General features: G+C 63.9%; 16 protein-coding genes. 7 read left to right on the top strand and 9 right to left on the bottom strand.

Annotated features, from left to right (window positions below; all coding sequences use genetic code 11):
• The first annotated feature begins 12 nt into the window (after nt 1–12).
• The 3 genes from K3148_RS04075 to K3148_RS04065 are packed head-to-tail and all read left to right on the top strand — an operon-like array spanning nt 13 to nt 4,444.
• Entirely contained in the window at nt 13–2,157 is a 2,145-nt protein-coding gene (locus K3148_RS04075) for a type I secretion system permease/ATPase (RefSeq protein ID WP_221426044.1), read from the top strand.
• A complete protein-coding gene (locus K3148_RS04070; protein ID WP_247711636.1) occupies nt 2,154–3,182 on the top strand; it encodes a cell wall hydrolase in 1,029 nt (342 codons plus the stop codon). The genes K3148_RS04075 and K3148_RS04070 overlap by 4 nt, the downstream gene beginning before the upstream one ends.
• Complete coding sequence (locus tag K3148_RS04065) at nt 3,179–4,444, top strand: HlyD family type I secretion periplasmic adaptor subunit (RefSeq protein ID WP_221426043.1); 1,266 nt, start codon at nt 3,179–3,181, stop codon at nt 4,442–4,444. The genes K3148_RS04070 and K3148_RS04065 overlap by 4 nt, the downstream gene beginning before the upstream one ends.
• A gap of 60 nt (nt 4,445–4,504) precedes the next feature.
• On the opposite strand, the gene K3148_RS04060 is transcribed toward K3148_RS04065, so the two are convergent.
• Complete coding sequence (locus tag K3148_RS04060) at nt 4,505–5,482, bottom strand: transglutaminase-like cysteine peptidase (protein WP_221426042.1); 978 nt, start codon at nt 5,480–5,482, stop codon at nt 4,505–4,507.
• Nucleotides 5,483–5,620: 138 nt separating this feature from the next.
• Between K3148_RS04060 and K3148_RS04055 the strand changes: the two genes are divergently transcribed.
• Nucleotides 5,621–6,154, top strand: coding sequence for an acyloxyacyl hydrolase (locus tag K3148_RS04055; protein ID WP_221426041.1), 534 nt, complete (start codon nt 5,621–5,623; stop codon nt 6,152–6,154).
• A 144-nt stretch (nt 6,155–6,298) separates the two neighbouring features.
• Here K3148_RS04055 and rplL read toward each other — a convergent pair whose 3' ends face one another.
• From rplL to K3148_RS13945, 6 genes are all read right to left on the bottom strand, one after another.
• Nucleotides 6,299–6,676 carry a 50S ribosomal protein L7/L12 gene (gene rplL / locus K3148_RS04050; protein ID WP_090477479.1) on the bottom strand — a complete coding sequence of 126 codons (378 nt, stop codon included), beginning with the start codon at nt 6,674–6,676 and terminating at the stop codon, nt 6,299–6,301.
• Between the two features lie 84 nt (nt 6,677–6,760).
• Entirely contained in the window at nt 6,761–7,276 is a 516-nt protein-coding gene (gene rplJ / locus K3148_RS04045; RefSeq protein ID WP_221426040.1) for a 50S ribosomal protein L10, read from the bottom strand.
• A gap of 317 nt (nt 7,277–7,593) precedes the next feature.
• On the bottom strand, nt 7,594–7,851 hold the full coding sequence (locus tag K3148_RS04040; RefSeq protein ID WP_221426039.1) for a hypothetical protein: 258 nt from the start codon (nt 7,849–7,851) through the stop codon (nt 7,594–7,596).
• 54 nt (nt 7,852–7,905) lie between these two features.
• Entirely contained in the window at nt 7,906–8,130 is a 225-nt protein-coding gene (locus K3148_RS04035) for a helix-turn-helix domain-containing protein (RefSeq protein ID WP_221426038.1), read from the bottom strand.
• Nucleotides 8,130–8,666 carry a DUF2975 domain-containing protein gene (locus K3148_RS04030; RefSeq protein ID WP_221426037.1) on the bottom strand — a complete coding sequence of 179 codons (537 nt, stop codon included), beginning with the start codon at nt 8,664–8,666 and terminating at the stop codon, nt 8,130–8,132. The genes K3148_RS04035 and K3148_RS04030 overlap by 1 nt, the downstream gene beginning before the upstream one ends.
• 17 nt (nt 8,667–8,683) lie before the next feature.
• Nucleotides 8,684–8,812, bottom strand: coding sequence for a hypothetical protein (locus K3148_RS13945; protein WP_282099604.1), 129 nt, complete (start codon nt 8,810–8,812; stop codon nt 8,684–8,686).
• A gap of 157 nt (nt 8,813–8,969) precedes the next feature.
• Here K3148_RS13945 and K3148_RS04025 point away from each other — a divergent pair, with 157 nt between their 5' ends.
• Complete coding sequence (locus K3148_RS04025; protein WP_221426036.1) at nt 8,970–9,641, top strand: DUF4956 domain-containing protein; 672 nt, start codon at nt 8,970–8,972, stop codon at nt 9,639–9,641.
• A 9-nt stretch (nt 9,642–9,650) separates the two neighbouring features.
• On the opposite strand, the gene K3148_RS04020 is transcribed toward K3148_RS04025, so the two are convergent.
• A complete protein-coding gene (locus tag K3148_RS04020; RefSeq protein WP_221426035.1) occupies nt 9,651–10,682 on the bottom strand; it encodes a CotH family protein in 1,032 nt (343 codons plus the stop codon).
• Nucleotides 10,679–11,761: a metallophosphoesterase gene (locus tag K3148_RS04015; RefSeq protein WP_221426034.1), complete on the bottom strand. Its 1,083-nt coding sequence runs from the start codon at nt 11,759–11,761 to the stop codon at nt 10,679–10,681. Before K3148_RS04015 ends, K3148_RS04020 begins: the two co-directional genes overlap by 4 nt.
• Before the next feature lie 365 nt (nt 11,762–12,126).
• Between K3148_RS04015 and rpoB the strand changes: the two genes are divergently transcribed.
• Nucleotides 12,127–16,308: a DNA-directed RNA polymerase subunit beta gene (gene rpoB, locus K3148_RS04010; RefSeq protein WP_221426033.1), complete on the top strand. Its 4,182-nt coding sequence runs from the start codon at nt 12,127–12,129 to the stop codon at nt 16,306–16,308.
• 61 nt (nt 16,309–16,369) lie between these two features.
• The gene (gene rpoC / locus K3148_RS04005; protein WP_221426032.1) at nt 16,370–20,695 is read left to right on the top strand and encodes a DNA-directed RNA polymerase subunit beta'; all 4,326 of its coding nucleotides are present in this window, start codon (nt 16,370–16,372) and stop codon (nt 20,693–20,695) included.
• Nucleotides 20,696–20,746 lie beyond the last annotated feature (51 nt).

Below are 20,746 nucleotides of genomic sequence, written 5' to 3'. Positions count from 1 at the left end.
CCTTCGAGGGCTATGGAACAAGCAAGGGCTAAACAGATCGACGGGCGGGTCCTGGACCCGCTCGTCGATTGCATTGGTGAAGCAGCGAAGCGATACGGCCTGCCGTTCGCGCGCAGCACGCTCGCCCAGCTTCCCCGCAACCCTGAAGGCCTGCTGCCCGCACACCAGGCACCCGCCGCGCTTGACCTCGCCGGGCTGCATCACGACCTCGTGCGCCAGCGCCGCCTGCCTACGAGTGCAAAAACTCTGCCGGCCATCGCCGCGCTGGAAGAGGGCGGGTTCATCCTGCTCCTCGAGGCGCAAGAGGATGAACTGCTCGTCTGGCGCCCGGAAACCGGCACCGAGAGCTGGGAAAAGCGCCTCGATATCGGCGAGACTTTCGAGGGCACGCTGTGGCCCGTCTATGGCGATCCCGACCGCATGCGCGCCGACGAGGCACCCTGGCACGCCAAGGCCCGCACCCACTGGTTCTGGGGCGAACTGCGCCGTGAACGCAGCGCCTTCATGCCGGTCATCCTCGCCTCGCTGCTGGTGAACCTGCTGGCGATCTCGCTGCCGATCTTCACTATGAACGTCTATGACCGGGTGATTCCGAACCAAGCGCAGGAAACGCTCTGGGTACTCGGCACCGGCGTGCTGCTGGCCTTCGCGCTGGAATTCGCCCTGCGCCGCGCGCGCACCGGCATCGTCGACGAGATCGCCCAGCGGCTTGATCTCAAGCTGAGCCAGAAAATCTTCTCCCGCCTGCTCGCCATGCCGCTCGCCGAGCGCAAGGGACACACCGGCTCGATGGCGGCGCGCGTCACCGAATACCAGACCGTGCGCGATTTCTTCGCCTCAACCTCGGTCGTGCTGGTGGTCGACGTGGTCTTTCTCGTGGTCTTCGTGGCGGTCATCGCCATCATCGCGGGCTGGCTCGCGCTGGTGCCGCTGACCATCATCGCCGCCATGGCGATCGCCGGTTTCATCCTGCAGAAAAAGGTGGTCGAGGCCTCGCAGGACGCGCAAGCCGATTACGGATTGCAGCAGACCCTGCTGGTGGAATCGCTGACCGGTGCGGAAACGCTGAAAGCCATGGGCGGGGAAGGCGGCATGCTCTCGCGCTGGCATCGCCTCGCCGATATCGGCGGCCATTCGCAGCTGCGCCTGCGCAACATCAACTCGGTCGCAGTCAGCCTCGCGCAGGTGTTCCAGCAGATCTCGACCGTCGCGCTGATCATCGGCGGTTATTATCTCTTCGCGGCGGGCGAGATCACCATGGGCGCGATCATCGCCATCGTCATGCTCGCCTCGCGCTCGCTTGCCCCGGCTGGCCAGATCGCCTTCCTGCTGACCCGCGGACGGCAGGCGAAGGAAACGCTCGCCAGCATCGAACGGATGTTCGAAGGCTCGGACGAGCGCAAGCTTGGCGCGAGCGTGGCGCCGGCTGCGATCACGCGTCCGCGCATCGTCTTCGAAGATGCCGAATTCCGCTATGCCGAGGAAGCGCCTGCCGCGCTGACCGGCCTCAACCTCACCATTGAGCCGGGCGAGCGGATCGCCATCGTGGGCCGCGTGGCCTCGGGCAAGTCGACCTTCGGCCGCCTGCTATGCGGCCTCTACGCGCCGAGCAAGGGCGCGATGATAGTCAACGGCATCGACAGCCGCCAGTACCGACCGCACCAGCTTCGCGAGGCCCTGGGCTTCGTGGGGCAGGACGCGGCGCTGTTTTCGGGGTCGGTGCGTGACAACCTTACGCTCGGCCGCATGGGCCTTTCGGAGGAGGCGCTGCTCGAAGCCATGCGCTCGACCGGAGCCGACCAGTTCCTCAGCCGCGATGCAGGCGGGTTCGACCGTTCGGTCGGCGAAGACGGACGCCAGCTTTCCGGCGGCCAGCGCAGCTTCCTCTCGCTCGCCCGCGCGCTGGTAGAGCCGCGCGAGCTGCTGTTCCTAGACGAACCGACCGGCGCGATGGACAGCGAGACGGAGAAGATGTTCGTCGAACGGCTGTCGGGCGCGATGCGCCCCGAGCAGACGCTGGTCATCTCGACCCACCGCCCCGCGCTCTTCGCGATCTGCAATCGCCTGATCGTGCTCGACAAGGGCCGGGTGGCCGCCGATGGCCCGATCAAGGAAGTGCTCGCGAAGGCCGGCGCCTCGCGCGGAGGCGTGTCGTGAGCAAGGCCGCCGTCACCCGCATCCGCCGCGCTTGGGGCTATGCCTTCCTCGTGGCGACCAGCTTCCTGATCGGCACGTCCTCGCTGCTGATGCCGCAGGATAAGGCTATCGCCATGGCCAAGCTCGCGCCCGAAATGCAGGCCGACCTTGCCGACATGACGACTTCCACCGAGGCGGAAAGCACGCTGGTCGAGATCGACGAGGGCGGTGCGCTCGCACGCAACCTCGCCATCCCGACATTGGCCGGGCGGATCGAGCGCGCGGGCGGTTTCTCGGGCATCCCGATGTCCTCGCGCCACTATGGTACGGCGAGCGAGTGCCTTGCGCAGGCGGTCTATTACGAAGCCGCTCTGGAGCCCGAACAGGGCCAGCGCGCGGTGGCGCAGGTGGTTCTCAACCGCGTGCGGCACCCGGCCTATCCCAACACCGTCTGCGGCGTGGTCTACCAGGGCTGGAACCAGCCCGTCTGCCAGTTCAGTTTCACCTGCGACGGCGCCCTGATGCGTGCGCCGCAAGCCAATCTCTGGCGCCAGTCGAAGCAGATCGCGCGCGAGGCCCTTGCCGGACGTGAAGTGGCCGAGGTGGGCACCGCCACCCATTACCACGCCGACTATGTCGTCCCCTACTGGGCGTTCAAGATGGGCAAGCTCGCCACCATCGGTCGGCACATCTTCTACCGCTTCCCCGGTTCGCCCGGCCGCGCGGCAAGTTTCTACGGCAATTGGGCCGGCCGCGAGTTCAAGCCACAGGTCGACTTCGCACGCTTCCTTGCCGATGACACCGAAGAGCGTGTGGCGCGCGTGGCAGAGCCCACCTACATACCCGGTCTTACCGTCGTACCCGACGTCACCGACCGCCACGCCAAGGCCGATGTCGGCGGACGGATCGACACGACCAAGACCTGGCGCCTGACCATTCCCGATCCGGTCGAGGCCAGCGCCGGCTATCGCAACACGCTTTCCTCGCAAGGCGCGCTCATCGCCGATGAAGTTGCCCCCGCAGAGGTTTCGGAGCAAGAGCAATGAGTGTTTTCCAGCGCTGGAACATGATGACCGCCTCGCGCCGCCTGATCGTCACTGCGGCGGTGGGCATGGCGCTGCTCTTCGCCTGGGCCGCCGTGGCGCAGGTCGACCAGATCACGCGCGGCGTTGGCACGGTCATCCCGTCGAGCAAGGCGCAGCTGGTGCAGCCGGCCGAGCCTTCGGTGGTGTCCGAGATCCTCGTTCGCAGCGGGCAGAGCGTGAAGAAGGGCGACCTCCTCGTCCGCCTCGACGATTCGCAGAGCGCCTCGGCGCTGGGCGAGTTGCAGACAGAAAACGAGCGGCTCTCGGCCCGTGCGCAGCGCCTCGACACCGAGGCCTCCGGCGGCGCGCTGGGGTGCGAACCCGGCACGCCCTGCGCGGAAGAAGCGCGGCTTGCGCAGGCACGCCGCGACACCGCCCGGGCACGCGAAGCCTCGCTGGCCTCGGCTGTCGAGCAGCGCCGCCGCGATCTTTCCGAAGCGCAGGCGACCGCTTCCAGCCTCGAAAGCAGCTTGAGGCTGGCGCGAGAGCAAGTCGACATGCTGCGTCCGCTCGCAGCCAAGAACATCGTACCGCAGACCGACTTGCTGCAGGCCCAGCGCGAGGTCGTTGACCTGCAGGGCCGTCTTTCGGCCGCGCGCCAGGCGGCGGGCCGGGCGTCGGCCGCGATCAGCCAGGCGCAGGCGGATCTAAGCCAGGCGCGTGCCGACTTCCGCCAGCAGGCGCTTGCCGAACGCAGCGAGATTGCCACGCGCATCGCGGTCAACGAGCAGAGCATTCGCGGGGCCTCGGCCCGTCGCGACCGCAACGAATTGCGCGCACCCTCCGACGGTATCGTCAACGATGTGCAGGTCACTACTGAAGGCGGCTTCGTCAACGCGGGCGAAAAGATCATGCAGATCGTGCCTGTGGGCGACAAGCTGCTGATCGAGGCAAAAATCTCGCCGAGCGACCGGGCCTTCGTGAAGGTCGGCGACCGTGCCAATGTGAAGGTCACGGCCTATGATTTCTCGATCTATGGCGGGATGCGCGGCCGCGTGGTGCAGGTCAGCGCCGACAGCATCTTCGACGAGGTCGAGCGCGAAGCCTATTATTCGGTGGTCATCGAGACCGACCGCTCCTTCATCGAGAAGGGCGGGGCGCGCCTGCCCATCGTCCCGGGTATGATCTGCGACGTCGAGATCCTGACCGCGCGCCGCAGCGTGCTGTCCTATCTCTTCAAGCCGGTGAACCGCGCCTTCGACCGCGCGATGACCGAGCGCTAAGGGCTTTCTTGGGGGAGAGCGAGGGGCGTGGGCGCTACGGCGCTCGCGCCCCTTTTGCGATTAATAGCCGTGGAGCCAGCTCTGATTGGCGCCAAGGCTCATCACCGGGCGGTAGCCGTGGCTCTGCGTGCCATCGAGCGGCGCGCTGCCGACATTGTCGAGCATGAGCAGGCCGTCCTCGGTGCGGACCATCAGCACGGCGTGGTCCTGCCGGCGGATCAGATCGCGGGCGAGGGTCAGCATCATGTCTTCGCGCGCGACGCCGGCGGCGGCGAGCAGTTCCATCTTGAGCAGGGCGAAGTCTTCGCAATCGCCGCGGCCCAGGCGCAGCGTGGTGGCGGCATCGGCCCAATAGTCGCTGCGACCGAAAAGCTCGATATCCTCGGCATGGGCAATCTCGCGATTGACCCAGGCGTTCACGCTGGCCGCCAAGGCCGCGCGGTCCTGCGAAGCGGAGCCGACGCGGGCGAGCGTGGCCGAAAGGTCAGCGCGGCTGGCGCCAACGCGCTGCCACTGCGCATCGAAGCTGGTGCGCGAGATGCGGACCATGCGGCTGCCGAGCACGCGGTCGGCCTGGGGCGCGGCGCCGAGTACCGGCTCGTCCCGGCGCGGAAGCGCGAGTGCGGGAGTGCCGAGATCGATCGGCGCATTGGCTGCAAAGGGGCTGGCCGCGATGGCGCAGCCTGCCGGGCGGGCGGCTATGGGAGCGGCAGCGGGCTCGAACGCCTTGGTCGGGCTGCCGGAAAGAAGCGGGTGCGATGCCGGAGCGCCAGCCTGCCGGGCGCGGATCGCGTCGAGCGCGCTTTCGCCGCCGAGGATCTGTGCCGCCTTGCTGGGCGCCGGTGCCGCGATGGAGATTGGGGCGGTCGTGGCGGAAGGTCGGAGCAGCGAAGCGCTGCAATCGCTGGCAACCATCTCTGCTGCCTGCACCGCCACAACCGGCGTTGCGGCCTGCGCCGCCTGCGGCATGCACGCCAGCATGGCGGCACCGAACAAGGCGGTGCGAAGCGTGGCGGACGAGGAGGCGGCTCTGATCATGCCCCCTTGCTAGGAGGGCAAGCTCAAGGAACGGTTTCGCCTCTAGGTTAACGGCGGGGTAACAGTTTGCTTCAGCCCCCGGAAAGCTGCCCTGTAATAATCCCTAACGGCTCTTCACGAAAACTTGGGAATTCGATCTTGCGCCTAGCCCGTACCCTGACCTCGCTCGCCGTGCTTGCGGCTGCCGTTCCCGCCTCGCTGTCGGCGCAGGAAGTCTATGGCGGGGTCTACGCCCATGCCGTCGACACCCCGTTCACCTTCGACACGGGCGAAGGCGGCACGGATGTGCAGGCGGGCGTCCGCTTCGATCCGATCGAAGGCCTGGCCGATGTCCAGCCCTATGTCTTCGGCTCGGCCAACCTTTCGGGCGATACCAGCTTCGTGGGCGTCGGCGTGAGCTGGAAGGCGGAACTGGGTCCGGTCTATCTGCGCCCGGGGGGCGGGCTGGTCGTGCATGATGCGCCCGAACTCAGGGTCGACCCGGAGACCGGCTATCGCACCGATCTGGGCAGCCGCGTGCTGTTTGAGCCCGAAATCGCGCTCGGCGTCGACCTCGACGAGAGATGGTCCGTTGAGGCGAGTTGGGTGCACATATCGAACGCCCGCCTCTTCAACCGCGAACAGAACCCTGGCATCGACATGATGGGCTTGCGCGTGAATCGCCGTTTTTAGGGCTGATGCACTTTCGGGCGATTGCGTTCTTCGCTCGTCGCCTATCTCTGCTGCCGACGTAGTGCCCAGATACGAAAAGGGCGGCGCCTTGCGGCACCGCCCTTTCCGTTAGATCTCGCGAGGAGATCGAAGCGTAAGCGAAGCTTACTTGAGTTCGACGGTACCGCCGGCCGCTTCGATCTTGCCCTTGATTTCTTCGGCTTCAGCCTTGTTGACGCCTTCCTTGAGGGCCTTCGGTGCGCCTTCGACGAGAGCCTTGGCTTCGGTGAGGCCGAGACCGGTGATGGCGCGGACTTCCTTGATGACCTGGATCTTCTTGCCACCGTCGCCGGTGAGGACGACGTCGAATTCGTCCTTTTCTTCAGCAGCGGCACCTGCGTCACCGCCGCCGGCCGGGCCAGCAACAGCAACAGCAGCAGCGGCGCTCACGCCCCACTCTTCTTCAAGTGCCTTGGCAAGCTCAGCGGCTTCCATGACGGTCAGCTTCGACAGTTCTTCAACAAGCTTGGCGATATCAGCCATGATGTTTCACTCCAAAATAATAGGCCGGGGTGCCGTGAAAGGCTCTGCCCCGATGAATATGTGTTCTTACGCGAGAACCAGCTCTTACGCGGCTTCCTTGGCGCCATAGGCACCGAAGACGCGAGCGAGCATCGAGGTGGGTTCCTTGATCGTGCGGACAACCTTGGTTGCCGGCGCGTTGACCAGGCCCACGATCGTGCCACGCAGTTCGTCGAGGCTCGGCATCGAGGCAAGCGCCTTGACCCCGGCTTCGTCGAGTGCGGTCGCTCCCATGGAGCCGCCGACGATTTCGAGCTTGTCGTTCGTCTTGGCGAATTCCACCGCCACCTTCGCAGCCGCAACCGGGTCTTCGCTGTACGCGAGGCCGGTCGGGCCGCTGAGGTGATCGGCGATACCGGTGTAATCGGTACCGTCGAGAGCGAGCTTGGCGAGACGGTTCTTCGCAACCTGGTAGGACGCACCGGCTTCACGCATCTTCGTACGCAGTTCAGTCGACTGAGCGACCGTCAGGCCCAGGTTGCGGGTCACGACGACCACGCCAGCCTGGTTGAAGACTTCGTTGAGCTGGGCGACCGAATCGGCTTTTTGCGAACGATCCATGCCATACTCCTTCACTATGGCCGCCCCGGAGACTTCCGTGACGACCGGCTACGTTTGTCCTTGTCGTGAGACGGCTTGGGCCGAAACCACGACACGGGCGAGTCCGTTGAGGGGGGAAGGAGTGCGCCATCTGGCGCGAAACGGCGGGTCTTGCGGCCCACCATGAAAATCTCTTTTCCCCGTCTAGGCTGGAAATTAAGACCGGCAGATCCCGGTCACCAACTGTCTCGGACGGATGAGGGCGGATACAAAGAGACCCGCCTTCGGTGGCGGGCCTCTAAGGATTTGAGCGATTCTGTCAAGCCAAAGCTTGGCGCTTACATAGCCGCATCTTCGTTTACCGCCGGATCCTCCTCAAGGGATTCCTCGGTCGTGTATTGAGTATCATCGACCATACCATCGGACTGCAGCGGGCCATCCTCGCCGGGCTTGTATTCGGCTGCGCTGGTATCGATGGTTTCCCCGGAGACTGCGTCCGGCGCCATATCGGCAGTGTCGCTGCCGTCGATGGGCTCTCCACAGGCGACGAGGCCGATCGAAAGGGACAGGGCTGCGGCAATTACGGGCAATTTCATGGTCAACTCCGTTTTCTTCCTAATTGCAACGCTTCGGCGCCGCAGCCTGTTCCTTCAATCCCTCATGTAGGCGAGCAGGTCGCCCGGCTGGCATTCCAGCTCGCGGCAGATCGCCTCAAGCGTGGAGAAGCGGATGGCCTTGGCCTTGCCGGTCTTGAGGATCGAGAGGTTGGCGAGGGTCAGGCCCACCCGGTCTGCAAGCTCGGTCAGCGTCATGCGCTTTGCGTGGAGGAGGTCGTCCAGTTTGACCACGATATGGGTTCCTTCTTCGGCTGGCATTACACGGTCCCTTCAAGATCGGCGCGCATGGCGGAGCCGTGACGGAAAACGCGGGCGAGGATGAACAGCGTCACCACCATGACGATGCCGCTGAGGTCGAGACTCGCGTCCACGGTGGCCTCGGTTTCTTCCATGATCTTCACGAGGTAGAGGCCGAGCCCTGCTGCTGGAATGGCGAGCAGCTGGATGCCCAGCATCAGCCAGGCCATTGCGGTGAGGCGCGTGGCATTTGCCGGCTCGAACGGATCCCCCGCACCCACGGAGTCTATGATGCGGCGCAACCGGTCGAAGAAGAAAAAGGCCATCAGCAGGATCGCGAGAGCCAGAATGAGCAGGCCGGCGATGGAGAAGGCGGGAAAAATGAAGTCCGGGTTGCCCAGTTCGGCGCGAAGGTCGGCCTGGGCCTTATCCTTCATGAGGAGGACGATGGGCGTTCCGATCGCGACAGCCGCGGCCGCGAGGCCCATGAGGGCCTGGGCGAGGATAACGACGATCTTGCCGAGCGCGAGCAGCGGGTCGGAGGTGAGCTTGGTCATCTCGAACTTTCCTTCGATCAGGCTAGGGCCGGCGCAGCCAGCACGGCGGCGTGGGCGGCGGGGACGAGGGTGACCGCATGGAAGCTGGCAACCGTGATCAGTGCAGCGGCGAAAGCGGCGGCGATATTGGGAGAGAAGCGAGGCATTTATCGAACTCCTTGATGCTCAATATCGATATTCAATAAGTCGAGTCGCACTTATTGTCAATCAATAATATCGAAATTCGATATGCCCCATTTCGGGCGCGCGGTTTGGCGTCCCGTGTCCTTTGTTATATAGCCGGCGCGGGGAGAGATTTGGTCCATGATATTCGGCAAGCTGTTCGTCCGGCTCACGCTCTTCTACCTCGTGGTGACAGGAGCTGCCGTGGCGGCCGTCACTCTCAATCCGGCGCTCGCCGACTTCCTGCCGCTTGGCGGGGCGCAAACCCTCCTCAGCCAGTCCTCCGCCGATCCGCTGAGCGGGGTGAGGATCGGCGCGGAGCAAGTGGCGAACCTCGGAAGCTCGGTGCTGTGGCTGTTCGTCGCCGTGGCCGGGGCTGTGCTCACAACCTTGCCGGTCACCTGGACCTATATGGCGAGCCGGAGCCGGGCCGAATACGACCAGGCGCTGGTCGAAACCATGATCGTGCTGCCGATTGCAGTGACCGCCATCGTTGTCATGGTGCACAATTCGCTCGCGCTGGCGTTCTCGCTTGCCGGGATCGTCGGCGGGGTACGCTTTCGCAACACGCTGAAGAGCTCGGGCGATGCGATCTACATCCTGCTTGCCATCGGGATCGGGCTGGCAGCGGGGATCGGGGCGCTGGAGATTGCGCTCGTCATGACCATCACCTTCAACTACGCCTTCGCCCTGCTGTGGATGGCGGATTATGGCGGCAAAGATGGCACCCACCGTTACTTGCGCTCACCCGACCGTGAACCTGCAAGCACCGGCGACGACGATCACGACCAGTCCGGCGAAGGTAGCGAATAGGCATCCGCGCTAGCGGCAGTCGGCCAAAACCTTACGATCCAACTCGGCAAGGTCGCGGTAGAAGGTTTCGAGATAATCCATCATGCTCTCGCGCGTTCTCTCCGAGGCGTACGGAATCGCGGCGATTTCCTGTTCGAGGTCCCGGCGAAGGTTTCGCAGCCGTTCCGCCTCGGCAGGGACGAGCGCGTTGAAGCGGCACAGCCCGCGATAGACGCGTTGGCGGACCGACCGTGTCCTCAGCTGCGCGTTAGGGACGGCGTAGCTGGCGTTCACGAGACCCGCGTTGTCGAAATCATAGGGGATCGGGGTGAGGGCCTCACGCGCGTTTCCATCGTCCCCGACAAGCCGGGAATTGTGGCAGCAGCGCTCGCCCGGAGGGCCGACGGCCATGGCCCAGTCGGTGTTGCCGATCATGTACTGGAACAGCGCGTATCGCGCGGCGTCCTGCTGGTCGAGCGCGGACAGCGGGACCTCGACCACGTCCACCTCCTTGCGTCCCAGCCTGCGCGCGGCGTCGTCCACATCCTCGATAAAGAACCCGAGCCGTTCGGCCACGGCCTTGCCGTCGTCGATATAGGTAATTTGTGCGAGGCGTACGCGCAGGCTTTCCGGTGTCAGGCGGTTATAAAGCCGATAGGCGGCGTATTCGCGCAGCACCGTCTGTTCCGACCGGTCGTTGTCGCGGCAATGGGTGACTAGCTTGATGCGGCCGTTTCGATGGAAGAGGGATTGTTCGCCCGGTTTGTCCGAGAAAGCGATGCGCAGGGGAGGGAACTGGCAGCTTTCCTTGAGGCGCCGAGTCTTTCCGCGCGCGGCCAAGGTGATGGCAAAGGTTTCGCCCGAGGCCTCCAGCCGCGCGGCATACGCCTCGGTCGACTTCTCGGCATTGCGCGCGATCTTGCGTATCGGCCCGGTAATCGTCACTTCGAGCGTGTCGTCGGAAGCGAAGAGAGGCGTGACAGCTTGGTGGCTGTCCTGTGCCCGGGTGGGCGAAGCGAGCATCGCCACGAGGGCCAGAGCGCAGGACAGCCCCTTCATCATTCGCCATCATCCAGCGGCTGCTGTCGCCACGTACCGTCCGGCTCCTGCCGAAAGGCGTGCACCTCGTCTCCTTCGATGACGAGGAAGCTTCGGGGCCCGCCGTAATGCGCCGATATGCCCGTATCGACCCGGATAAGCCTGCCGCCGAGCTCGGTCACGATGCCTTTCATCGAGGGCGTGTGGGCAATGACCAGCCTTTGCGCCTCGTAGCGTGAGAGCACGAGTTCAAGCTCCTCCATACGGCCAAGGCGCGGCGGGGGCGCATCGCTCGCATCACTCACTCCGCCCTCCTCAGGCGCAGCCGGGCGCATCACATTTCCGCGATACCATAGCGGACCGAGCGGATCCTCGAGAACGCTCCGGTCGGTCAGCGGATCTGCGCCCAGGGCGTAGCGGTAGCGTCCGTTTATCGCATCGAGTGGTTCACGCGTTCGTTCCTCGCTGAGCCCGCCATGGGCAAAAAGCGTCGTCCCGATCTGGACGACTGCGGGAAGGCTCGCCGCCCACGTGCCGAGCTCGCCTCCCGGGCTCCAAGCCCTGCGATGGGCCAACATGCCGAGCGGCGTATCGGCGATCCATAAGGCTTTCACCTCTTTCTCGGACAGGTCCGGGTTCTCCTGCCGATAAAAGGCGAGCAGTTTCTCGCGGTTCGCCTTCCATGTCGCCTCGCGCCGACCTGCCGAGCGACGGTCCTCGAACGCCTCGTACTCGCCCGGATGCACGTAGCGCAGGTCGCCGACGACATTCATCGCCTCGTGATTTCCGAGCAGGACAACCACCTCGCCACCGGCAGCGGCGGCCTCCTCATGCAGGGACTGCAGCTGGCGGATGATCTTCAGGGACTCGGGGCCGCGATCGGGAATGTCGCCGAGCTGGACGAGGGTTGTCGTGCCCCCCGACCAGTGGCCTTTGTCATCCACGAGTTCCGCCTCGCGCGCGATTTCTTCCCACGCTTCGTAGTCGCCGTGAAGGTCGCCGATCGCGACAATGCGGTCAGGGACGCGTGTCTCGGCCTCCGCGGTTGCGGAGGTCGCGGCCAAACCCATCAGGGCCGCCAGCAGGAGCAGCAGGTGCCGCATCTCTCATCCCTTCGTATCGAGCAGCAGCATAGCACGAATTCGCGCCCAGCCGCAGGGCGTTCTTCACATGGTCGAAGGAGGTTTGACTTTCGCCTGCGCCCTTCCTACATGCCCCCTCGACCGCACGCTTCGAGCGAGTCTGATTCATGCGCGGGGATCGGACACAGGATGGAAGCGGCGTTTCCATATCGCGACGCTTTTGATGAGCTGCAGCTGCCGCCGCTATTGGTGTGCATTCGCTGCGGCCTTTTTGCGTCTCGCGATACGGTTCTCACGCGCATGAGACTTACAGATTTCCGGCCCGTTTCCGCGCCCGCAAGCGGAACACTTGGGTCGGCGAACACGAGAAGAGGTAACTACCCCTTATGGCTACCAAGGCGAAGGCACCCCGCAACACCGCGTCGGGCACTGCAAAGCGGCGTATCCGCAAGATCTTCGGCGACATCCACGAAGTCGTCGACATGCCCAACCTCATCGAGGTGCAGCGCGAGAGCTACGAACAGTTCCTGCGCTCCGACAAGGCGACCGGCCATGTCTCGGGCCTTGAAAAGACGCTGCGCTCGGTCTTCCCGCTGCGCGACTTTGCCGGCACCGCCGAACTCGACTTCGTCCATTACGAACTCGAAGCGCCCAAATACGACATCGTCGAATGCCGCCAGCGCGGGATCACCTATGCGGCCCCGATGAAGGTCACGCTGCGCCTGATCGTCTTCGAAGTCGACCAGGAAACCGAGACCCGCTCCGTCCTCGATATCAAGGAGCAGGACGTCTACATGGGCGACATGCCGCTGATGACGGACAACGGTACCTTCATCATCAACGGTACCGAGCGCGTTATCGTGTCGCAGATGCATCGTTCGCCGGGTGTGCTGTTCGACCATGACCGCGGCAAGACCCACAGCTCGGGCAAGCTCCTCTTTGCTGCCCGCATCATTCCGTACCGCGGTTCGTGGCTCGACTTCGAATTCGACGCCAAGGATGTCGTCAACGTGCGTATCGACCGCAAGCGCAAGCTGCCGGTCACCGCGCTGCTCTACGCGCTCGGCCTCGACAGCGAGGGCATCCTCTCGCACTTCTACGACAAGGTCACCTGGAAGCGCGCCAAGGATGGCTGGGAATTGCCCTTCGTCGCCGAAAACTGGCGCGGTCAGAAGCCGGCCTTCCCGCTGGTCGATGCCAAGACGGGCGAGGAAGTCTTCCCCGCCGGCCAGAAGATCAGCCCGCGCGCAGCCAACAAGGCGGCCAAGGATGGTCTCGAAACCCTGCTGCTGCCGACCGAGGAAGTCTTCGGCCGTTACGCCAGCGAAGACCTGATCGACGAAAGCACCGGCCGCATCTACATCGAAGCGGGTGACGAGGTCTCGGCCGAGAACCTCGAAGTTCTCGACGCTGCCGGCGTCGACAGCCTCGATCTGCTCGACATCGACCACGTCAACACCGGCCCCTGGATCCGCAACACGATGAAGGTCGACAAGGCCGAGAACCGTGATGAGGGCCTGGAAGCGATCTACAAGGTCATGCGTCCCGGCGAACCGCCGACCAAGGAAACCGCCGAAGCGCTGTTCGAAGGCCTGTTCTTCGATGCCGAGCGTTACGATCTCTCCGCTGTGGGCCGCGTCAAGCTCAACATGCGTCTCGAGCTCGATGCGGAAGACACTGTCACCACGCTGCGCAAGGAAGACATCCTCGCCGTGGTCAAGGAGCTGGTCGACCTGAAGGACGGCAAGGGCGAAGTCGACGACATCGACAACCTCGGCAACCGCCGTGTCCGCTCGGTCGGCGAACTGCTCGAAAACCAGTACCGCGTCGGCCTGCTCCGCATGGAACGCGCGGTGAAGGAGCGCATGAGCTCGGTCGACGTGTCGACCGTGATGCCGAACGACCTCATCAACGCAAAGCCCGCCGTCGCGGCCGTGCGCGAGTTCTTCGGCTCGAGCCAGCTCTCGCAGTTCATGGACCAGACCAACCCGCTGTCGGAAGTCACCCACAAGCGCCGCGTTTCGGCGCTTGGCCCGGGCGGCCTCACCCGCGAGCGCGCCGGCTTCGAAGTGCGCGACGTTCACCCGACGCACTATGGCCGTATCTGCCCGATCGAAACGCCGGAAGGCCCGAACATCGGTCTGATCAACTCGCTCTCGACCTTCGCGCGCGTCAACAAATACGGCTTCATCGAGACGCCGTATCGCAAGGTGAAGGACAACAAGGTCACCGACGAGGTCATCTACCTCTCGGCGATGGAAGAGCAGAAGCACACCGTCGCGCAGGCTTCGGCCGAACTCGACGACAACGGCGGCTTCGTGGAAGAGCTGGTTTCGGCGCGTCAGGCGGGCGATAACCTCATGGCTCCGCGCGAAACCATCACGCTGATGGACGTGAGCCCCAAGCAGCTCGTCTCGGTCGGTGCATCGCTCATTCCTTTCCTGGAAAACGATGACGCGAACCGCGCGCTGATGGGCGCCAACATGCAGCGCCAGGCCGTTCCGCTCGTGAAGGCGGAAGCGCCTTGGGTCGGCACCGGCATGGAAGAAACCGTTGCGCGCGATTCCGGCGCGGCCATCACCGCCAAGCGCGGCGGCGTGGTCGACCAGGTCGACGCAACGCGTATCGTGATCCGTGCGATCGGCGATGTCGAACCCGGCCAGTCGGGCGTCGACATCTACACGCTGCAGAAGTTCCAGCGTTCGAACCAGGACACCTGCATCAACCAGCGCCCGCTGGTGAAGGTGGGTGAAACGGTCGAGCCGGGCGACGTGATCGCCGACGGTCCCTCGACCGATTTGGGCGAACTGGCGCTGGGCCGTAACACGCTCGTCGCCTTCATGCCCTGGAACGGCTACAACTACGAGGATAGTATCCTCATCTCCGAGCGCATCGTGAAGGACGACGTCTTCACCTCGATCCACATCGAGGAATTCGAAGTCATGGCTCGCGACACGAAGCTTGGCCCCGAAGACATCACCCGCGACATCCCGAACGTCGGCGAGGAAGCCCTGCGCAACCTCGACGAAGCGGGCATCGTCTACATCGGTGCCGAAGTGCATCCGGGCGATATCCTGTGTGGCAAGATCACGCCGAAGGGCGAAAGCCCGATGACGCCGGAAGAAAAGCTCCTGCGCGCCATCTTCGGTGAAAAGGCCAGCGACGTGCGCGACACCTCGCTTCGCCTGCCGCCGGGCGTTGCCGGCACCGTCGTCGAAGTCCGCGTCTTCAACCGTCACGGTATCGAGATCGACGACCGTACGCGTGCGATCCAGAACGAGGAAATCGAACGCCTCCGCAAGGACGCCGCCGACGAACGCGCCATTCTCAACCGTGCGACCTACAACCGCCTGCGCGACATGCTTGTCGGCCAGACGGCCTCGGCCGCACCGAAGGGCGTGAAGAAGGGCACCGAGATCACCGAAGAGGTGCTCGAGGGCGTCGACAAGCACGAGTGGTTCAAGTTCGCCGTTGCGGACGACAACCGCCAGCAGCAGCTCGAAGCGGTCAAGTCGCAGTACGACGAGAGCGTGAAGGTCATCGACGACAAGTTCGAAGACCGGAAGGAAAAGCTCGAGCGTGGTGATGAACTCGCTCCGGGCGTGCTCAAGATGGTCAAGGTCTTCGTCGCGGTGAAGCGCAAGCTGCAGCCGGGCGACAAGATGGCCGGCCGTCACGGGAACAAGGGTGTCATCAGCCGCATCCTGCCGGTCGAGGACATGCCGTTCCTCGCCGACGGTACGCCGGTCGACATCGTGCTCAACCCGTTGGGCGTGCCGTCGCGCATGAACGTCGGACAGATCTTCGAAACGCATCTCGGCATGGCGGCCCGCAACCTGGGCATGCAGATCGGCGAGCAGCTCGAAGACTGGAAGAAGGCCAATCCGAACGCTTCGGAAGATTACGCCAAGGCGAAGCCGCCCGAAGCCGTGATCGAGCGCCTGAACGACGTCTATGGCGATCGCTATACCGAGGACCTGAAGGCGCGCTCGACCGAGGAAATCGTGGAGCTCGCCACGAACCTCAGCCGCGGCGTCCCGATGGGTACCCCGGTGTTCGACGGCGCACGCGAAGGCGATGTGACCGTGGAGCTGGAGCGTGCCGGTCTCGACGCGGACGGCCAGTCGGTCCTCTTCGACGGTCGCACGGGTGAAGCTTTCGACCGCAAGGTCACCGTGGGCATCATCTACATGCTCAAGCTGCACCACCTCGTCGACGACAAGATCCACGCCCGTTCGATCGGCCCCTACAGCCTCGTCACCCAGCAGCCGCTGGGCGGTAAGGCGCAGTTCGGCGGCCAGCGCTTCGGTGAGATGGAGGTCTGGGCACTCCAGGCCTACGGCGCAGCTTACACGCTGCAGGAAATCCTCACCGTGAAGTCGGACGACGTGATCGGCCGTACCAAGGTCTACGAAGCCATCGTCAAGGGCGACGACACCTTCGAGGCCGGCATTCCGGAGAGCTTCAACGTTCTCGTCAAGGAAATGCGCAGCCTGGGTCTCAACGTCGAACTCAAGTCGCTCAGCGACGACGAAGACGACGACGGCCTCGCGATCGCGGCGGAATAGGGGAGCGCACCGCTCCCCCCCGCTTTCCGCCCATTAGAAATACCCCTTAGGGAATTACGTCATGAACGAACTGACCAAATTCACCAACCAGCTCGCGAAGCCCGAAACCTTCGACGAGATCCAGATCGGCATCGCCAGCCCCGAGCGCATCCGCTCGTGGTCCTTCGGCGAAATCAAGAAGCCGGAAACAATCAACTACCGTACGTTCAAACCCGAGCGTGACGGCCTGTTCTGTGCGCGAATCTTCGGTCCGGTGAAGGACTACGAATGCCTGTGCGGCAAGTACAAGCGCATGAAGTACAAGGGCGTCGTCTGCGAAAAGTGCGGCGTCGAAGTCACCGTGACCAAGGTCCGCCGCGAGCGCATGGGCCACATCGAGCTCGCGGCTCCGGTTGCGCATATCTGGTTCCTGAAGTCGCTGCCGTCGCGCATCGGCCTGCTGCTCGACATGCAGCTCAAGCAGCTGGAACGCGTCCTCTACTTCGAAAGCTACATCGTCACCGAGCCGGGCCTGACCCCGCTCGAGAAGAACCAGCTTCTCACCGAAGACGAAATGCTCGAAGCGCAGGACGAGTATGGCGAAGACGCCTTCTCGGCCGACATCGGCGCCTCGGCGGTCAAGACTATGCTCATGGATCTCGACCTCGAGCAGGAGCGTGACGATCTGCTGGAAGAGCTCGCGACCACCAAGTCGAAGCTCAAGCCGGCCAAGATCATCAAGCGCCTCAAGGTTGTCGAAAGCTTCATCGAATCCGGCAACCGTCCGGAATGGATGATCCTCGAAGTCGTGCCGGTCATTCCGCCCGAACTACGCCCGCTTGTCCCGCTGGACGGTGGCCGCTTCGCGACCTCGGACCTCAACGATCTTTATCGTCGTGTGATCAACCGTAACAACCGCCTCAAGCGCCTCATGGAGCTGCGCGCGCCGGACATCATCGTCCGCAACGAAAAGCGTATGCTGCAGGAAGCCGTCGACGCGCTGTTCGACAACGGCCGCCGCGGCCGCGTCATCACCGGCGCGAACAAGCGTCCGCTGAAGTCGCTCAGCGACATGCTCAAGGGCAAGCAGGGCCGCTTCCGTCAGAACCTTTTGGGTAAGCGCGTCGACTATTCGGGCCGTTCGGTCATCGTGACCGGTCCGGAACTCAAGCTGCACCAGTGCGGCCTGCCGAAGAAGATGGCGCTCGAGCTGTTCAAGCCGTTCATCTACGCCCGCCTCGACGCCAAGGGTCTCTCCATGACCCTGAAGCAGGCGAAGAAGTGGGTCGAGAAGGAGCGCAAGGAAGTCTGGGACATCCTCGACGAAGTCATTCGCGAGCATCCGGTCCTTCTGAACCGCGCGCCGACGCTTCACCGCCTCGGCATCCAGGCGTTCGAGCCTGTGCTGATCGAAGGCAAGGCAATCCAGCTTCACCCGCTGGTCTGCGCCGCCTTCAACGCCGACTTCGACGGTGACCAGATGGCCGTCCACGTTCCGCTGAGCCTCGAGGCACAGCTGGAAGCACGCGTCCTGATGATGTCGACCAACAACATCCTCTCGCCCGCCAACGGCAAGCCGATCATCGTGCCGTCGCAGGACATGGTCCTCGGCCTCTACTACCTGTCGATGGAGCGCCAGGAGAAGACGCCCGAGTTCATCGAAGGCGACGATGGCGAGAAGCACGAGCAGCTGCCGATGTTCGCCGACATGGCCGAAGTGCACCAGGCCCTGGAAGTGAAGTCGGTCACGCTTCACTCCAAGATCATGGCGCGCGTCCCCCAGGCCGACGAGAACGGCAAGGTCGAGATGAAGCGTTTCGTCACGACGCCTGGCCGCATGCTCATCGGCGAATGCCTGCCGAAGAACCACAAGGTTCCCTTCGACATCGTCAACCGCCTGCTGACGAAGAAGGACATCGCCGACGTGATCGACGAGGTCTATCGTCACACCGGCCAGAAGGACACTGTGCTGTTCGCCGACGCCATCATGGTGCTGGGCTTCCGCCACGCGTTCAAGGCCGGCATCTCCTTCGGCAAGGACGACATGATCATCCCCGACAGCAAGGCGGGCATGGTCGAAGAGACCAAGGCGCTGGTTGCCGATTACGAGCAGCAGTATCAGGACGGCCTGATCACGCAGCAGGAAAAGTACAACAAGGTCATCGACGCGTGGAGCCAGTGCGGCGACCGCGTGGCCGACGCCATGATGGAAGAAATCCGCTCGCAGCCGGTCGATAAGGACGGCAAGGAAGCGCAGATCAACTCGATCTACATGATGTCGCACTCCGGTGCGCGTGGTAGCCCGGCCCAGATGAAGCAGCTGGCCGGTATGCGCGGCCTCATGGCCAAGCCTTCGGGCGAGATCATCGAGAACCCGATCATCTCGAACTTCAAGGAAGGCCTGAACGTCCTCGAATACTTCAACTCGACCCACGGCGCCCGTAAGGGCCTCGCGGATACCGCGTTGAAGACGGCGAACTCGGGTTACCTGACCCGCCGTCTCGTCGACGTGTCGCAGGACTGCGTCATCGTCGAAGAGGACTGCAAGACCGACAACGCGCTTGAAATGCGCGCCATCGTGCAGGGCGGTAGCGTTATCGCCTCGCTCGGTGAGCGTATCCTCGGCCGTACGGTTGCCGAAGACATCGTCAACGCCGCCACCGGCGAAGTGATCGTCAAGGCCGGCACGCTCGTCGACGAGCCGATGGTCAAGCAGATCGAGGAAGCCGAAACGCAGGTTGCCAAGATCCGCTCGCCGCTGGTCTGCGAAGCCAAGCAGGGCGTTTGCGCCACCTGCTACGGCCGTGACCTTGCGCGCGGTACGCCGGTCAACATCGGTGAAGCTGTCGGCGTCATCGCCGCGCAGTCGATCGGTGAACCCGGCACGCAGCTGACCATGCGTACCTTCCACATCGGCGGTGCCGCACAGCTCAACGAGACCTCGCATCTCGAAGCCGTGTCGGACGGCAAGGTCGAATATCGCGACATGCCGACGATCACCGACAAGAAGGGCCGTATCCTGTCGCTCGCCCGTAACGGTGAACTGGCCGTCATTGACGCCGAAGGCCGCGAACGCGAAATCCACAAGGTGCCTTACGGTACCGTGCTGATGCACAAGGATGGCGGCAAGGTGAAGGAAGGCGATCGTCTCGCCGAGTGGGATCCGTTCTCGCTCCCGATCATCACCGAGCAGTCGGGTGTGGTCCGCTTCCAGGACCTCGTCGACACGCAGACGATGGAAGAACGCGTCGACGATGCCACCGGTATCGCCCAGCGCGTGGTCACCGAAATGCGCGCCACCGGCCGCAAGAAGGACGACCTGCGTCCGCGTCTCACGCTCTTCAACGATGCCGGCGACGACAGCGAAGCGGCGCGCTACATGCTCGCTCCGGGCACGGTGCTGTCGGTCGAGGACGGTCAGGAAGTGCAGGCCGGTGACATCCTTGCCCGTGCTTCGCGTGAAGCCGCCAAGACCCGCGACATCACCGGTGGTCTGCCGCGTGTCGCCGAACTGTTCGAGGCCCGCGTGCCGAAGGACAATTCGATCATCGCCAAGATTTCGGGCAAGATCGAATTCGTTCGCGAATACAAGGCGAAGCGCAAGATCGCGATCGTTCCGGAGGAGGGTGATCCGGTAGAATACCTGATCCCCAAGACCAAGATCATCGACGTCCAGGAAGGCGACTTCGTCAAGAAGGGCGACACGCTGATCTCGGGCTCGCCGAACCCGCACGATATCCTCGAAGTTCTGGGTGTCGAGGCGCTGGCCGAGTATCTCTGCACGGAGATCCAGGAAGTCTATCGACTGCAGGGCGTGAAGATCAACGACAAGCACATCGAGGTGATCGTTCGCCAGATGCTGCAGAAGGTCGAGATCACCGACAGCGGCGATACCGTGCTGCTGCCGGGCGAACAGGTCGACCTCGAGGAGATGAACGAGACCAACGCGAAGCTGGCGAAGAACAAGGAGCCTGCCAAGGGCACCCCGATCCTTCTCGGCATCACCAAGGCCTCGCTCCAGACGCGTTCGTTCATCTCGGCTGCGTCTTTCCAGGAGACCACCCGCGTGCTCACCCAGGCTTCGGTCGAGGGCAAGAAGGACACGCTGGTCGGCCTCAAGGAAAACGTCATCGTGGGCCGTCTCATCCCCGCCGGTACCGGCGCGGGCATGAACCGCATGCGCGTGACCGCCTCCAGCCGCGACGCTGCGCTGCGTGCTTCGTGGAAGAAGGCACAGGAAGCGATCATCGCGGCCAACACTGCCGAAGAAGAGCATGAGGCGGAACTCGCCCAGGGCCCCGAAGCGGCGATCGGCGACGATCCGCTGGCGGCGATGGAAGGGGAAACCCACGGCACCGATGCCGATGCGGGCGACTACCTCAACGAAGAGGCCAAGGACGGCGAATAAGTCGCTCCCCTAGCCCCAAGAATTGGCCCCGCCGGATCACTCCGGCGGGGC

The sequence above is a fragment of the Qipengyuania aurantiaca genome (assembly GCF_019711375.1).
In the GTDB taxonomy this organism is placed as follows: Bacteria; Pseudomonadota; Alphaproteobacteria; order Sphingomonadales; family Sphingomonadaceae; genus Qipengyuania; species Qipengyuania aurantiaca.
This window is presented reverse-complemented; position numbering and strand designations above follow the sequence as displayed.